The organism is Achromobacter sp. ACM02, assembly GCF_014851605.1.
Classification (GTDB): domain Bacteria; phylum Pseudomonadota; class Gammaproteobacteria; order Burkholderiales; family Burkholderiaceae_B; genus Achromobacter; species Achromobacter aegrifaciens.
In genome coordinates this window covers 318,267-332,920 of record NZ_JACUZY010000001.1, presented here as the reverse complement: position 1 = coordinate 332,920, position 14,654 = coordinate 318,267, and the positions used below count along the sequence as shown (strand labels likewise).

The following is a 14,654-nucleotide window of genomic DNA, read 5'->3' as shown; positions in this document are numbered from 1 at the left end:
TTGATTCCATAACAGAAAACCCGATAGCTGCGCATGGCGGTATCGGGCGGACTTGCGTGGGAAGAGATGGAAGCGCCTCAGCCATGGCTGGACGCAAGAAGTGCAGGCAGAGCGCCGGCCGCAGGCTCCGGGGCCGTGCTGAGGCGCTTACATGAAAATCAGACAGAACCGCAGATAAAACCGCGGCCCTTGCTTGGAAACGCGCTGCTTCCAGCCAGACGCCGGCGGCGCGCAGGCTTGAGCGGGTGTTCCTAGTTGAAAGGCCAGACCGGCGGATGCGTGCCGGGCGGGCTGGACGGACGCGTCCAGCGGGCCGGCGTATCGGAGAACTGCGCGGCGTGGCGCAGAGCCACCAGTTCGCCAAAGCCGGAGGGCTCGGTTTCCAGCAGGCCGTCGAAACCCGGCATCGGACAGGCCAGGCCGCCCTCGACACGGCCCAGGCCGCGCAGCCAATGCGCGGTCTGCGCCAGCGACACGCGCACATGCCAGCTGCCGCCTTCGGTCATTTGGCGCGCCAGCGCGGCTTGCGCGCCAAACGCCATCAGGTAGCCCGAGGCATGGTCCAGGATCTGCATGGGCATGGGCTTGGGCGTGTCCTGGCCCGCGGCCTGCGCCTCGGCGTGGTTGAAGCCCGTAGCGGTCTGCACCAGGGAATCGAAGCCGCGGCGGCCGGCCCAGGGACCTTTGTCGCCATAGGCGGTCAAGGACACGTAGACAATGCCCGGACGGATGCGCGCCGCGTCCTGCGGGCCGAAGCCCAGCGCGGCCAGGCCGCCGGGGCGGTAGCCCTGCACGAACACGTGCGCGCTGCGCAGCAGGTTGCCCAGCGCGATGCGGCCGTCGGCCGTATCCAGATCGGCCAGCACCGACAGCTTGCCGCGGCTGGTATCGATGATGTTGTCGATGTTGGGCAGATGCGGGGAATTGAGCAGCATCACATCGGCGCCGTACGCCGCCAGCGCCCGTCCGCAGACCGGGCCGGCGATGATGCGGGTCAGGTCCAGCACGCGGATGTCCTTGAGCGGCCGGGCGCCATTGCCGTACTTGGGCAAGGGACGCGGATCGGCTTCGCCGATGCGCTCGATGGTCAGCAGGGGCTGCGCGGCCACCGCCAGGGCTTGGGGGTGGCGGTCCCATTCGTCGAAGCTGCGCATGGCGGCCACGGGCAGGCCCGCGTCGGCGGCCACCTGTTCGAAGTCCAGGGCCTTCCAGCGGCTCAAGGCGCGCTCGACCATCGCGCGGGTGGTGTCTTCGCCGGCCGGACAGCCCAGCAGCGCCAGCGCGCCATCGCGGTGATGAGCGAAATTGGCATGGATGCGGACCCAGCCGCCGTCGCCGCAGCGGTACAGCCCGGTGATGGGGTCCCAGGGATTGGGCGTGATGCCGTTGATGGTGTAGTGGCTGCGGCATTCCTGCGCGGCGTGCAGCATGTCGACGCCGACCTGCTGCCTGGCGCCGCCGCGCAGATTCCAGATCTCCGCGGCGGCCAGCGCGGCCGCGGCCATGCTGGTCTGCGCCGCCATGCCGACAGCGAAGGACGATGGGAGTACCGGATCGGCGCCAGTCAACACCACATGGTCCAGCGATTCGCCGGGCAGATCCACCGAGCGCCAGAGCTTTTGCAAGACGTCGCGGGACGCGTTGCCTGCGGGTGTGCGGCCCCTCAGAAAAGACGGGCGTAGGTCCATCAGATTTCCCATAGCGTTCATCTTGCTCTAGTCGTTTATCTGAATTACAGGGCGGGGACCAGGCGGCGTCAATATCCGCGGCGCGCCAGCGTGTTTCATGGTTTGACCGCAAAGCGGCGCAATCCGGCCGCGCCGGCCGCTTTCCCCCGCGAGGCCCGCGGCGCCAGCCGGCGCAAGCCAGGACACATCTACTCGTAGTTTTTACATCGTCTTCCAAGGCCGGTCTGCCGGCGCGTCCGCGCGGCGGGCGCAATATAGAATGCCAGCCTCGCCGCCCCTGCCCTGGACCACCCATGAACACGCTGCTTTGGCTGCGCACCGACCTGCGCGCGCATGACAACCCTGCCCTGGCCGCGGCCGCCGAAGCCGGCACGGTCACCGCCCTGTTCCTGGCCGCGCCCGGCCAATGGCGGCAGCACGGCGACGCGCCGGCCAAGGTGGATTTCTGGCTGCGCAATCTGCGCGAACTGTCTCGCGAACTCGGCCGCCTGGGCATTCCGTTGCGGCTGCTGACGGTGCCTGACTGGAGCGAGGCGCCGGACGCGCTGGCCGCTTTCTGCCGCGACCACGCCATCGGCCAGGTCCACGCCAACGCCGAATGGGCCGTCAACGAACGCCGCCGCGATGCCGCGGTCGCCGCCAGCCTGCGAGCCCTGGGCGTGGACTGGACCCTGCATCATGGCGCTTCGCTGCTGCGGCCCGGCACGGTGCTGACCGGCAAGGGCGAGTGCTACCGCGTCTATACCCCATACGCGCGGGCCTGCCGCGAACGGCTGCGCACGGCGCCGCTGCGCGCCCTGCCCGCCCCGCGCGCGCAGACCCCGCCGCCCTGGCCGGCGGATCCGCTGCCCGCGGCCTTCGAGGGTTTCGATGCGCCCGCCGAGCCTGTGCGCGCGCTCTGGCCCGCTGGCGAGGACGCGGCCAGCGAACGCCTCGAAGCCTTTGCCGACGGCGTCATCGACGCCTACCAGGAAGAACGCGATTTTCCCTCGCTGCCCGCCACCAGCTGCCTGTCGCCCTATCTGGCGGCGGGGGTGCTGTCGCCGGGCCAGGCCTTGCGCGCGGCGCAGGCCGCAAACCACGGGGAAATAGAGGGCGGGAAGCGCGGCGCCGCCACCTGGATCAACGAATTGCTGTGGCGCGAGTTCTATCAGCATCTATTGGCCGCCTACCCGGCGCTGTCCATGCACCAGCCCATGAAGCCGGAGACCGCCGCGGTGCCCTGGCGCGACGCGCCTGAGGACCTGCATGCCTGGCAGCAGGGCCAGACCGGCATTCCCATCGTCGACGCGGCCATGCGGCAGTTGCTGGCGCTGGGCTGGATGCACAACCGCCTGCGCATGGTGACGGCCATGTTCCTGTCCAAGAACCTGCTGATCGATTGGCGGCTGGGCGAAGCCTGGTTCATGGCGCAGCTGGTGGACGGCGATCTCGCCGCCAACAACGGCGGCTGGCAATGGAGCGCGTCCACGGGCGCGGACGCCGTGCCCTACTTCCGCATCTTCAATCCGCTGTCGCAGTCGCGCAAGTTCGATCCGGACGGCGTGTTCCTGCGCGAATGGCTGCCGGAACTGGCGCATCTGGACGGCCGCGCCATCCATGATCCCAGCCCGATGGAGCGCGCCGCCGCCGGCTATCCGCTGCCCATTGTCGACCTGGCCCAGAGCCGGTTGCGCGCGCTGGAGGCGTTCAGCGGGCTGCCGCCGGCCTGAGACGCTGGCCGCGGGCGGGAACGACGTCGGCCCCGCTTGACCTAGGTCAACGCCGCTTCCGTCCGCGTCCCGGATGATCGGTCTACGACATTCCGCCAACGCCGATCGCAGGACGACACAGCCATGCGCGACCATCCGCAGGTCCACGACCAGGAATACACGCTGCACGACGAGCAGTGCCTCATCACCCGCACCGACGCGCGCGGCCGCATCATCTACGCCAATCCGGCGTTCCTGGAGGTCAGCGGCTACACGCAGGCGGATCTGATGGGCAAGGGCCATGACACCATGCGGCATCCCGACATGCCGCTGGCCGCCTACGACGACTTGTGGCGCACGATACAGCGGGGCCAGTCATGGACGGGCGTGATCAAGAACCGGCGCAAGCATGGCGGCCACTATTGGTCGCTGGCCAGCATCACCCCGGTGGTGGAGCGAGGCGTCACCGTCTGCTATGCCTGCGTGCGCGTCAAACCAACGCGCGCCCAGATCGACACCGCGGACAGCGCCTACCGGCGCCTGCGCACCGGCATTACCGGCGGCTTGCGGTTGCGCGCGGGGCGGATCCTGCCGGGAGGCCCGCTGGCGCGTCTGCGCGACTGGCGGGCGTCGGGCATACGCGCGCGCATGCTGGCCTGGGCGGGACTTTCGTCCGCGCTGTTCCTGGCCGCCGGCGGCTTCGCGCTGCATGGCATGGCGGCCAATCTGAATATCGAGCAACTGGCCTTGGCCACGGCAGTGCTGGCCGCTGGCGTCTGCCTGATCTTCGCATCGGGTTGGGCCTATGGCCGCTCCCTGTCCGGCCTGTTGGCCACGGCCACCGACTTCACGCGGCAGATCGCGGCCGGCAATCTGGGCACGCCGCTGGCGCCGGGCAATCCGGACGATGAGATCGGCGCATTAAGATTTTCGCTGGAGGCCACGCGCAGGAATCTGGTCGGCCTGGCCCGCGACGTGCACACCGGCATCGCGGATGCGCCTGGGACGGTTGCGCAGCGGGCCGAAACCGAGGAGCTGCGCCACGCCATCGAGGTATTCCGGCTCACGCGTGCCCAGCCGCAGCCTCCTTGTCCAAGCGCTTGATGAACACCTGCAACTCCTTCACCACCTGCTGATCGCCGCGCGCCTGCGCGGCCTGCAGGCCCGATTCCCAGGCGGCGCGCGCGCCGCTCTTGTCGCCCTGTCCCAGGCAAGCCTTGCCCAGCCATTTCCAGGCCACCGAATAGGCGGGATCGAACGCCAGCGCCGCGCGCAGATGGGGCTCGGCATCGGCGAAGCAATCCTGCTCCGCGTAGGCCTTTCCCAGCGAAAAACGCAGCAGCATGTTGTCCGTGCCCTTGGCCAGCATCGCCTCCAGGCGTTCAATCATTCCTTCCATTGCCGATTTCTCCTACAGCGCGCGCATTTGGATCTGATGGACATGATAGGACGGCTGCGGCGAAACCCGCCCAATGGCCCCGCGCCGCGCAAGCCCTTGGCGACGTCGCGGCCGGTCCGGACCAAAGGCCCGCGTCGCGTCAATTTAAGGGTATACCCTTATTCAGAATAGGGCTTTCCCCCGACGCTTGCGCGGCGCTGCCCTAGAATTCCGCCCTTGCCTTCTCTTTGCGCCGGCGCCTTCCTTTCGTCCCGGCCCTGTCCCATGCCCCTGCACCTTATCGCGCTGGCCGCCGCCGCTTTCGGCATCGGCACCAGCGAGTTCGTCATCATGGGCCTGCTGCCCAACGTCGCCGCCGACCTGCAAGTCAGCATTGACGTCGCAGGCCTGCTGATCACCGGTTACGCCATGGGCGTGGTGATCGGCGCGCCCATCATGGCCATCCTCACCGCCAGGCTGCCGCGCAAGGCCACGCTGATCGGCCTGGCCAGCACCTTCGTGGTGGGCAACCTGCTGTGCGCGCTGGCGCCGAACTACGCGCTGCTGATGGCGGCGCGCGTGTTCACCGCCTTCTGCCATGGCGCTTTCTTCGGCCTGGGCGCTGTGGTGGCCGCGGACCTGGTGCCGCGCAACCAGCGCGCCAGCGCCATTGCGCTGATGTTCACCGGCCTGACGCTGGCCAACGTGCTGGGCGTGCCGTTGGGCACGGCGCTGGGCCAGGTGGCCGGATGGCGCTCGACTTTCTGGGTGGTCAGCGGCATCGGTTTGCTGGCCGTGGCCGCGCTGGCCGCCTGGCTGCCGGCCCGCATCCCCATGCAGCCCGGCAACATCCTGCGCGAATTCAAGGTGCTGCGCGACGTGCGCGTGGTCTGGCCGCTGGCCGCCAGCGTGCTGGCCTCCGCGGCGCTGTTCTGTGTGCTGACGTACATCGCGCCGCTCTTGCGCGAAGTGACCGGCGTGTCCGAACGCGGCGTCACCGGCGTGCTGCTGCTCTTCGGCGTGGCGCTGACCGTGGGCAGCACCCTGGGTGGCAAGCTGGGCGACCGCAACCTGGAAGTGTCGCTGCGCCGCATTTTCATCGGCCTGCTGCTGGTCTTCCTGGCGCTCAGCCAGGCCATCCACGCGCTGGCGCCCATGCTGGTCATGACCTTCATCTGGGGCGTGCTGGGCTTTGCCGTCGTGCCTTTGCTGCAGACGCTGATCGTGGACCAGGCGGCCGACGCGCCCAACCTGGCGTCGACCCTCAATCAGGGCGCCTTCAACCTGGGCAATGCGGGCGGCGCCTGGCTGGGCAGCGTGGCCCTGGGCCACGGCCTGCCGCTGACGGACCTGCCCTGGATGTCGGCCGGCATCACCGCCGCCGTCCTGCTGCTGACCTTGTGGGGTACGCGCTACTACGGCCGCGATGCCGGGGCTACACTCGCTGGACAACAAGCCGGCGCGCTGACGCCCTCGCGTTCGGACGCCTAAGGAGCCCGCATGAGCACCCTCTACGATTTTTCCGCCCGCGCCATCGACGGCACGGAACAGTCCCTGGACACGTACCGCGGCCGCGTGCTGCTGGTGGTGAACGTGGCCTCCAAATGCGGCTTCACGCCGCAGTACGCCGGCCTGGAAGAACTCTACCGCTCGTTCCACGACGATGGTTTCGCGGTGCTGGGTTTTCCTTGCGACCAGTTCGGCCACCAGGAACCCGGCGACGAAGCCGAAATCCGCAATTTCTGCAGCACGCAGTACGACATCACCTTTCCGCTCTACGCCAAGATCAACGTCAACGGCGAGGACGCCCACCCGCTCTACCGCTGGCTCAAGGGCGAGAAGCCCGGCGTCTTCGGCACCGAGGGCATCAAGTGGAACTTCACCAAGTTCCTGGTGGGCCGCGACGGCCAGGTCATCAAGCGCTACGCGCCCACCGATACCCCGGCCGGCATCAAGGACGACATCGAAAAGGCGCTGTCCGCGCCGGTCTGAGCCGCGCGTCAGCGCAGCGGCGGCAGCCGGCGGCGCACCGTGTGGGACTTGACGATGGCGGTATTGGTTTCCGCAAATTCGGTCACGCGCTCCAGGATGCCGTCCAGATGCGAGATCGAGCGCAGCACCACGCGGGCGATGAAGCAATCGTCGCCCGTCACCTTGTCGCATTCCACGAATTCCGGAATCTGCTGGATCAGGCCTTCCACGTGGCGCAGCTGCCCGGGCAAGGGGCGGATGCGGACGATGGCCTCCAGCGCGTAGCCCAACGCGACCGGGTCCACGTCCAGGGTGTAGGCCCGGATCACGCCCGATTCTTCCAGCCGCCGCAGGCGGTCCGCGACGCTGGGCGCGGACATCCCGACCTGGCGCGCCAGGTCGGCCGTGGTGGTGCGCGCATTGGTGGTCAGCATCTCCACCAGGCGGCGGTCGATACCGTCCAGGACCGGGTTTTCACTTTTTAGGTCGTTTTGCATAAATTCCACCTAAACAAAGGTTTCGGAATCGATTCACCACATCAACATCATATAACCAGCTTGATCCGCCTGGGATAATTTCTCCATCGAATATCGTGGCCGCAAGGCCCTGGAGAACCCTCATGAATCCCTCATCAGAACGCGTGGGCCTGGCCCAGATGGCCGCGGCGATGACCCTGTCCGGCACCCTGGGCGTGTTTGTGCTGGAGTCGGGGCAAAGCGCCTGGAACGTGGTCTTCTTCCGCTGCGTGTTCGGCGCCCTCTCCCTGTTTGTGTATTGCTGGGCGCGCGGCCTGCTCAAGCCGGGCCTGTTCACCGCCCGCACGCTGATGCTGGCCCTGGCCGCGGGCGCTGCGCTGGTGCTGAACTGGGTGCTGCTGTTTTCCGCCTATCGGCTGGCGTCCATTTCGCTGGCCACCGCGGTCTACAACGTGCAGCCCTTCTTCCTGATCGGCCTGGGCGTGCTGTTCCTGGGCGAGCGGCCCACGCGCGGCAAGCTGGCCTGGTCGGTGCTGGCCTTCGCCGGCCTGATGCTGGTGCTGCGCCTGTCCGAAGCTGGCGGCGCGGACGGCCGCGCCTATCTGTCGGGGCTGATGCTGGGGCTGGGCGCGGCGGCGCTCTATGGCGTCACCGCCATCATCGTCAAGCGGCTCAAGCACATTCCGCCGCAGGTGCTGGCGCTGGTGCAGGTGACGCTGGGCGCGGTGATGCTGCTGCCCATGGCGGACTTCAACGCCCTGCCCGCCGCGCCCCTGCAATGGGGCTACCTGGTGGCCCTGGGGCTGATCCACACCTGCCTGATGTACATCCTGATGTATTCGGCCATCCAGAAGCTGCCTACCACGTCCACCGCCGCATTGAGCTTCATCTATCCTGCCGTCGCGATCCTGCTGGACTTCATGGTCTACGGCCACCGCATGGACGCCACGCAGATCGCGGGCGTGGCCATGATCTTCCTGGCGGCGGCGGGCGTAAGCCTGAACTGGAGCTGGCGCCTGCCGGGGCGGCCGCGCGCGGGCACGGCCTGAACGCGGGCCGCTGCCAGGGCAAGCCCCCGGGGCAAACCCGTACCCGCCCCCCGGTTATTGGGGCCGGCGCGAAGCCGGCCCCGCTATCATGGCCTTTCCCTGCGCCGGCCGCCGCCGGCGCGACGCACAGGACATCCCATGATCGATCTCTACTACTGGACCACCCCCAACGGCCACAAGATCACGCTGTTCCTCGAAGAAACCGGCCTGCCCTACAAGATCCATCCGGTGAACATCAGCCGCGGCGATCAGTTCAAGCCCGAGTTCCTAGCCATTGCCCCGAACAACCGCATTCCCGCCATCGTCGACCAGGCCCCGGCCGGCGGCGGCGCGCCGATCTCGCTGTTCGAGTCGGGCGCCATCCTGCTGTATCTGGCCGAGAAAACCGGCCGATTCCTGCCCGCCGACGTGCGCGGCCGCGCTGAAGTGTCGCAGTGGCTCTTCTGGCAGATGGGCGGCCTGGGTCCCATGGCCGGCCAGAACCACCACTTTTCCGGCTACGCGCAAGAGCGCATCCCTTACGCCATCGACCGCTACGTCAAGGAAACGAACCGCCTCTACGGCGTGCTGAACAAGCGCCTGGCGGACCGCGAGTTCGTCGCCGGCGACTATTCCATCGCCGACATGGCGGCCTATCCCTGGATCGTGCCGCACGCCAAGCAGGGGCAGGACCTGAACGAGTTCCCGCACCTCAAGCGCTGGTTCGACGCCATCGCGGCCCGCCCCGCCACGCAGCGCGCCTATGCCCTGGCCGACACCATCAACACGGCGCCGTCCATCAGCGACGAGGAATCGCGCCGCATCCTGTTCGGCCAGACCGCCCAGAACACCACCCGCTGAAGGAGCCGCCATGCCCGACCCGCAACTGGTTTTCCGCCGCGCGCGCCTGGGGGATCTGCCGGCCATCGTCGCCCTGCTGGCCGACGATGAACTCGGCGCCACGCGCGAGAATCCCGCGCTGCCGCTGGACCCGCGCTATGCTGCCGCCTTTGCCGCAATCGGCCAGGACCCCAATCAATTCCTGGCCGTGGTCGAGCAGGACTCGAACCTGGTCGGCTGTTTGCAGTTATCGTTCATACCCGGCCTGTCGCGGCTGGGCCAATGGCGCGGACAGATCGAGAGCGTGCGCATCGCCTCGTCGTCGCGCGGCGCGGGCCTCGGACGCAAGATGTTCGAATGGGCGATCGAGCAATGCCGCATCCAGGGCTGCAGCCTGGTGCAGCTGACCACGGACCGCGCCCGGCCCGACGCGCGCAGGTTCTATGAAAGCCTGGGCTTCAAAGCCAGCCATGACGGCATGAAGCTCAGCCTGTAGTTTTTGGTACTGATACAGCAAGGAGCGCCCATGCATGGCGAATACAAAGTCCCCGGCGGCAAACTGGTCGTCGCGGATCTGGAAGTGCGCGACGGCCGCCTGGCCGACGTGCGCATCAGCGGCGACTTTTTTCTTGAGCCGCCCGAGGCGCTGGACGCCATCAATAGCGGCCTGAACGGCCTGCCGGCCGACGCCGGCGAACTGGAACTGGCGCTGGCCGTGCAATCGGCCCTGCCCGCCGATGCCGAAATGTTCGGCTTCTCGGCCGAGGCCGTTGCCGTGGTGCTGCGGAGGGCGCTGGCATGACGCGCACCGACTGGAACGACTACGACTGGCAGCTGATCCATGAAGGGCCGCAGGACCCGGTGCTGCACATGGCGCTGGACGCCGTCATCACCGACGAGGTCGGCGCCGGCCTGCGTCCGCCCACGCTGCGCATCTGGGAATGGGCCGCACCCGCGGTCGTGATCGGCCGCTTCCAATCCTTGAAGAACGAAGTCGACCCCGAAGGCGCGCGCCGCCATGGCATCCAGGTCGTGCGGCGCGTGAGCGGCGGCGGCGCGATGTTCATGGAACCCGGCAACTCCATCACCTATTCGCTCAGCGCCCCCCAGGCGCTGGTGCATGGCATGAGCTTCCAGGAGTCCTACGCCTTCCTGGACGCCTGGGTGCTGACCGCCCTGCAGGGCCTGGGCATCAAGGCCTGGTACCAGCCGCTCAACGACATCGCCTCGGACATCGGCAAGATCGGCGGCGCGGCGCAGGCCCGCCGCGGCGGCGCAGTGCTGCACCACGTCACCATGTCCTACGACATCGACGCGGATAAAATGGTCGAGGTCCTGCGCATCGGCCGCGAAAAACTGTCCGACAAAGGCACCACCAGCGCCAAGAAGCGCGTCGATCCCCTGCGCACCCAGACCGGGCTGGCGCGGGAAGTGATCATCGACCGCATGGTGGAAACTTTTGCCGGCCTGCACCGTCTGACCCCCGGGCAGATAGGCAGCGACACGCTGGCTCGCGCGCAGGCGCAGGCGGCCGAGAAGTTCGCCACGCCCGAGTGGACCGGCGTGGTGCCCTGAACGGCCGCGCCCCGATTTTCTGGAGGTAGTTTCAATGCGTCGCACATTCACGCCGCAAGGCGCGATAAGCGGTCTCATCCTGGGCGCGGCCCTGCTGGCTTTGGCGGGCTGCGGCAGTACGCCGCCCGCGGACATCACCCTGGCCACGCAGGCTCCGGCCTCGGCGTCCACGCCGGAAAAAGTCGGCGACCTGTCCACCGAGCGCATCAAGTGGGCGTCCAGCAAGCCAGGCTGCGAGGGCGATTGCCCCCGCATCGAAATCGACAGCGTCGCGTTTCCCGGCATCCCCAAGCTGACCGCGCTGGTAGACCACGTGCTGGCCTACATGACCGGCACCGATGCCAACCGCCGCGGGCCCTATGACACGCTGTCCGAATACACGCAGTATTTCTGGTCGGTGGCTCGCGCGCGCGACGCCACCTATTTCAAGGCCAGCGTGAAGGACACGGTAGGCGACATCGTGGCCGTCGAACTGCACACCGAGCAATTCCTTACTGGCGCGGCGCACGGCATTCCGGCCACCCAGTACCTGAACTGGGAGCGCAGCCACGGCCGCGTGATGAGCCTGGAAGAAGCCTTGATACCGGGCCGCCATCCGCAGTACGTGGCGGCGCTGCGCCAGGCGCATGCCAAGTGGCTGGCCGGCAATCCGGATGCGCGCCGCGATCCGACGGCTTACAACAAGATGTGGCCGTTCCAGGAAAGCGATAACTATGCGCTGACGCGCGAGGGCATCGTGGTCAAGTACGACGCCTATTCCATCGCGCCGTACTCGCATGGCGAACCCGAGCTGAACATTCCGTATTCGGAACTGCGCGGGATCCTGAAGCCTGAGCTGCTGCCGGCTTCATAAGCCGCCCCTGGAAACGCCCGCGGCCTGCGCGGGCGCTCCCTGCGGCAGCAAGCCGGGGTTCGGTTGAGCGGACTGAGGATGGAGCTAGGGAGGTGGCCGCTTTTTTCGCGTCTGTGGCCGGGTAAGACGCCCAGTCCGCTCAGTGCAACCGCGGCGGCAGGGCGGCGCCCAAGCGCCGCCCATGCGCGCCTCTCGTCTTAGAAGCGGTGACGCACGCCCACCATGGCCACGGTGCTCTTCACGCCGTCGGTGAACGCGAAGTTGGTGGCATACGAACCCAAGGCGTACAGGTTGGTGCGCTTGGACAGGTTGTAGGTGTAGCCCAGGCTGTAGATGTTCATGGTGGCGTCGTCGCCGGTCAGCTTGGTGCTGTCGGTGTCGGCGCGCTGCCACGAAGCCAGGATGTTGCTGGCGCCGCCGATCGGCACGCTCAGGCCCACCAGGTAGGAATTGGCCTTGAAGCCCGACACCGCAACGTTGGTGCCAAAGCCCTTGGCCGTGGGGCTGCCGCTGCCGAAGGCATTGGCGCCCTGGCCGGTGAACCAGCCGTCACGCGTCTGGCCGTAGGCCAGCGCCAGCTTCAGCACTTCGAAGTCGTACGAACCGCCGATCATCCACGACTTGGGCGTGGCGTCGGTGTTCAACTGGTTCGCGGGGTTCAGCTGGTCATACGTCAGCGCCACGTTCACCGGGCCGCTGACATAGCGCAGGCCGGTCGTGATGGCGCGGGTGTTGTCGGCGGTCTTGAAGCCGGTCTGCGCGGTGGTCGTGTCGGAGGCATTGAACGAGTAGCCGATGCCGAACTGCAGGCCGCTGAACGACGGCGTCGAGTACTGCACCATGTTGTCGTAGCGGACCGTGTTGGCGGCGCTGAAGGCCACGCCGACGTTGGCCTGGCCGTAGCTGCCGCCGAACGGATCGATCGCGGCGAAGTACTTCGAGGCGATGTTGGTCTGACGACCCAGTTCCAGAAGGCCCCACGAGGTGCTCTTCAGGCCGATGGTGGCTTGGCGGCCGAACAGGCGGCTGTTCTGGCCCGACGTGCCGTTGGCCGAGTTGAAGCCGCTTTCCAGCGTGAACACGGCGCTCAGGCCGTCGCCCAGGTCCTCGGCGCCGCGCAGGCCCCAACGCGAACCGCTGGACACGCCATTGACCATGCCAACCTTGGACTCATGGTAACCATCGCCCTTGATGCGCTGGTAGCCGATACCCGTATCGATCAGGCCATAGAGCGTCACCGAGGTTTCCGCTTGCGCCGTTGCGCCGAACGCGGCCAGCATGGCGGTGACGAACAAAGTCTTTTTCATTGCAAATTCCCATTGATTGAACAGACATGCGCATCCGGGCTGGCACGCATCGCGTGCGGCGCGCTCGGCGCATGGCAGGAACGAATTCTAGGGACGCAATGTGTCAGTTCTTGTAACGCAAGCTGGGAAATTCCCTAGGCCGCAAAAAAGTGAGGGGGATGTGGCGTCCTGCCGACAGCCCCCACGTAGGGCGCGGCGCCCGCAGGCCTGCAATGTCGGTGTGCTATCCATGCGCGCAACGTGATGCGCTTGCAGCCACGCAAATGGAAATCGCCCCTTGCGGGGCGATTTCCGTTTTTGTCTCCTGCCCTCCTCGGCGTGACGTCCGGGGACGCCCCGCCGTATCGGGTATCAGGGGTACAGGCCGCGCACCTGGCGCGCTTGCAGGATGCGCGTGCAAGCGACGATGAACGCCGCCGTGCGCAGGGTGACCTTGTGTTCCTTGGCCACTTGCGACACCGACGCGTAGGCTTCGCGCATCAGGCGCTCCAGGCGCTGGTTGATCTCGTCCTCGCTCCAGAAGAAGCTGGAGAAGTCCTGCACCCATTCGAAGTAGCTGACCGTCACGCCGCCGGCATTGGCCAGCACGTCCGGCACCACGTAGACGCCATGTTCGGCCAGGATGTCGTCGGCTTCCGGCGTGGTCGGGCCGTTGGCGCCTTCCACGACGATCTTCGCGCGCACCTTGGCGGCGTTGTCGACGGTGATCTGGCTTTCCAGGGCGGCCGGGATCAGGAATTCGGTTTCCAGCGTCCAGAACTCGTTCTTGTCCATCGCCTGGCCGCCGGAGAAGCCGCCCACGCCGCCATGTTGCGACACGTAGGACAGCAGCTTGTGCACGTCCAGGCCCGCGGGATTGTGGACGGTACCGGTGTGGTCCTGCGCGGCGATGACCTTGGCGCCGGCTTCATGGAACAGGCGGGCGGCGGTGCCGCCCACGTTGCCGAAGCCCTGCACCACCACGCGCGCCTTGGACACGTCGATATTGAGATCGCGCGCGGCTTCGCAGCCCACCACGAACACGCCGCGGCCGGTGGCTTCCACGCGGCCCAGGCTGCCGCCCAGCGCGATCGGCTTGCCGGTGACCACGCCGGTGGCGGTGGCGCCTTCGTTCATGGAGTACGTGTCCATCATCCAGGCCATGGTCTGGGCGTTGGTGTTCACGTCAGGCGCCGGGATGTCCTTGGACGGTCCGATGATGACGCCGATTTCCGAGGTGTAGCGGCGCGTCATGCGCTCGAGTTCGGAGGCCGACAGCTTGCGCGGATCGACGCGCACGCCGCCCTTGGCGCCGCCGTAAGGCAGGTTCACCGCAGCGTTCTTGATCGACATCCAGGCTGCCAGCGCCATCACTTCGGAGAGCGTGACGTCCTGGTGGAAACGCACGCCGCCCTTGCCGGGGCCGCGCGAGGTGTTGTGCTGGACGCGGTAGCCCTCGAAGTGGGCAATGCTGCCGTTGTCGAGTTCGATCGGCACATCGACGATCAGGGAACGCTTCGGGCGCTTCAGGGTCTCGACCCAACGCGCCAGCGAACCAAGATACGGGGTTACCCGGTCGACTTGTTGCAGATAGTTGCCCCAGGGGCCGAGGTCCTCGGCGTTCAGATAAGACGGCAATGCGTGGGTGGGAGTTTGAGACATGAGCTGGCTCTCCTGACAAAGTTGCGCCATTTTATCCACGAAAGTTATAGCGTCCCCATTTAAAACGAAAATATTTTAATTGGGGACACATAACTGTTGCGGCGGTTGAACGGGCCGCAAACCCAAGCCTGATGCTGCCCTTATCCTAAGCCGCCAAATCGGCAGCGTCCAGCCTGCCAGCCATAAGCTGCAAGCCCTGCCGCCCG

15 protein-coding genes are annotated in these 14,654 nt (G+C 67.1%); 10 read left to right on the top strand and 5 right to left on the bottom strand.

What is annotated here, in order from left to right:
• Window positions 1-251: 251 nt before the first annotated feature.
• Window positions 252-1,700, bottom strand: coding sequence for a CoA transferase (locus tag IB258_RS01535; RefSeq protein ID WP_175163773.1), 1,449 nt, complete (start codon window positions 1,698-1,700; stop codon window positions 252-254).
• A gap of 281 nt (window positions 1,701-1,981) precedes the next feature.
• On the opposite strand from IB258_RS01535, the gene phrB reads away from it, so the two are divergent.
• Complete coding sequence (phrB, locus tag IB258_RS01530; protein WP_192352019.1) at window positions 1,982-3,400, top strand: deoxyribodipyrimidine photo-lyase; 1,419 nt, start codon at window positions 1,982-1,984, stop codon at window positions 3,398-3,400.
• Between the two features lie 123 nt (window positions 3,401-3,523).
• The gene (locus IB258_RS01525; protein ID WP_119451096.1) at window positions 3,524-4,483 is read left to right on the top strand and encodes a PAS domain-containing protein; all 960 of its coding nucleotides are present in this window, start codon (window positions 3,524-3,526) and stop codon (window positions 4,481-4,483) included.
• Here IB258_RS01525 and IB258_RS01520 read toward each other — a convergent pair.
• Window positions 4,443-4,778: a tetratricopeptide repeat protein gene (locus tag IB258_RS01520; RefSeq protein WP_082401201.1), complete on the bottom strand. Its 336-nt coding sequence runs from the start codon at window positions 4,776-4,778 to the stop codon at window positions 4,443-4,445. The genes IB258_RS01525 and IB258_RS01520 overlap by 41 nt on opposite strands.
• A gap of 264 nt (window positions 4,779-5,042) precedes the next feature.
• On the opposite strand from IB258_RS01520, the gene IB258_RS01515 reads away from it, so the two are divergent.
• The gene (locus IB258_RS01515) at window positions 5,043-6,248 is read left to right on the top strand and encodes an MFS transporter (RefSeq protein ID WP_054456775.1); all 1,206 of its coding nucleotides are present in this window, start codon (window positions 5,043-5,045) and stop codon (window positions 6,246-6,248) included.
• 9 nt (window positions 6,249-6,257) lie between these two features.
• A complete protein-coding gene (locus tag IB258_RS01510) occupies window positions 6,258-6,749 on the top strand; it encodes a glutathione peroxidase (protein WP_059380299.1) in 492 nt (163 codons plus the stop codon).
• An 8-nt stretch (window positions 6,750-6,757) separates the two neighbouring features.
• On the opposite strand, the gene IB258_RS01505 is transcribed toward IB258_RS01510, so the two are convergent.
• A complete protein-coding gene (locus tag IB258_RS01505) occupies window positions 6,758-7,225 on the bottom strand; it encodes an Lrp/AsnC family transcriptional regulator (RefSeq protein WP_054456773.1) in 468 nt (155 codons plus the stop codon).
• 122 nt (window positions 7,226-7,347) lie between these two features.
• Between IB258_RS01505 and IB258_RS01500 the strand changes: the two genes are divergently transcribed.
• The 6 genes from IB258_RS01500 (at window position 7,348) to IB258_RS01475 (ending at window position 11,500) form a co-directional block, all read left to right on the top strand.
• The gene (locus tag IB258_RS01500) at window positions 7,348-8,253 is read left to right on the top strand and encodes a DMT family transporter (protein WP_054456772.1); all 906 of its coding nucleotides are present in this window, start codon (window positions 7,348-7,350) and stop codon (window positions 8,251-8,253) included.
• A 138-nt stretch (window positions 8,254-8,391) separates the two neighbouring features.
• On the top strand, window positions 8,392-9,093 hold the full coding sequence (locus IB258_RS01495) for a glutathione binding-like protein (RefSeq protein WP_119451095.1): 702 nt from the start codon (window positions 8,392-8,394) through the stop codon (window positions 9,091-9,093).
• A gap of 10 nt (window positions 9,094-9,103) precedes the next feature.
• Entirely contained in the window at window positions 9,104-9,568 is a 465-nt protein-coding gene (locus IB258_RS01490) for a GNAT family N-acetyltransferase (protein WP_054456770.1), read from the top strand.
• Between the two features lie 30 nt (window positions 9,569-9,598).
• Window positions 9,599-9,874, top strand: coding sequence for a lipoate protein ligase C-terminal domain-containing protein (locus IB258_RS01485; RefSeq protein WP_013393496.1), 276 nt, complete (start codon window positions 9,599-9,601; stop codon window positions 9,872-9,874).
• Entirely contained in the window at window positions 9,871-10,647 is a 777-nt protein-coding gene (locus IB258_RS01480) for a biotin/lipoate A/B protein ligase family protein (protein ID WP_054456769.1), read from the top strand. The genes IB258_RS01485 and IB258_RS01480 overlap by 4 nt, the downstream gene beginning before the upstream one ends.
• Window positions 10,648-10,681: 34 nt before the next feature.
• Window positions 10,682-11,500 (top strand): RsiV family protein, encoded by an 819-nt coding sequence (locus IB258_RS01475; protein ID WP_054456768.1) that lies wholly within the window; start codon window positions 10,682-10,684, stop codon window positions 11,498-11,500.
• Window positions 11,501-11,697: 197 nt separating this feature from the next.
• On the opposite strand, the gene IB258_RS01470 is transcribed toward IB258_RS01475, so the two are convergent.
• Window positions 11,698-12,807 carry a porin gene (locus IB258_RS01470; RefSeq protein ID WP_054456767.1) on the bottom strand — a complete coding sequence of 370 codons (1,110 nt, stop codon included), beginning with the start codon at window positions 12,805-12,807 and terminating at the stop codon, window positions 11,698-11,700.
• A gap of 351 nt (window positions 12,808-13,158) precedes the next feature.
• Window positions 13,159-14,448 (bottom strand): Glu/Leu/Phe/Val dehydrogenase, encoded by a 1,290-nt coding sequence (locus tag IB258_RS01465; protein WP_054456766.1) that lies wholly within the window; start codon window positions 14,446-14,448, stop codon window positions 13,159-13,161.
• Between the last annotated feature and the right edge of the window lie 206 nt (window positions 14,449-14,654).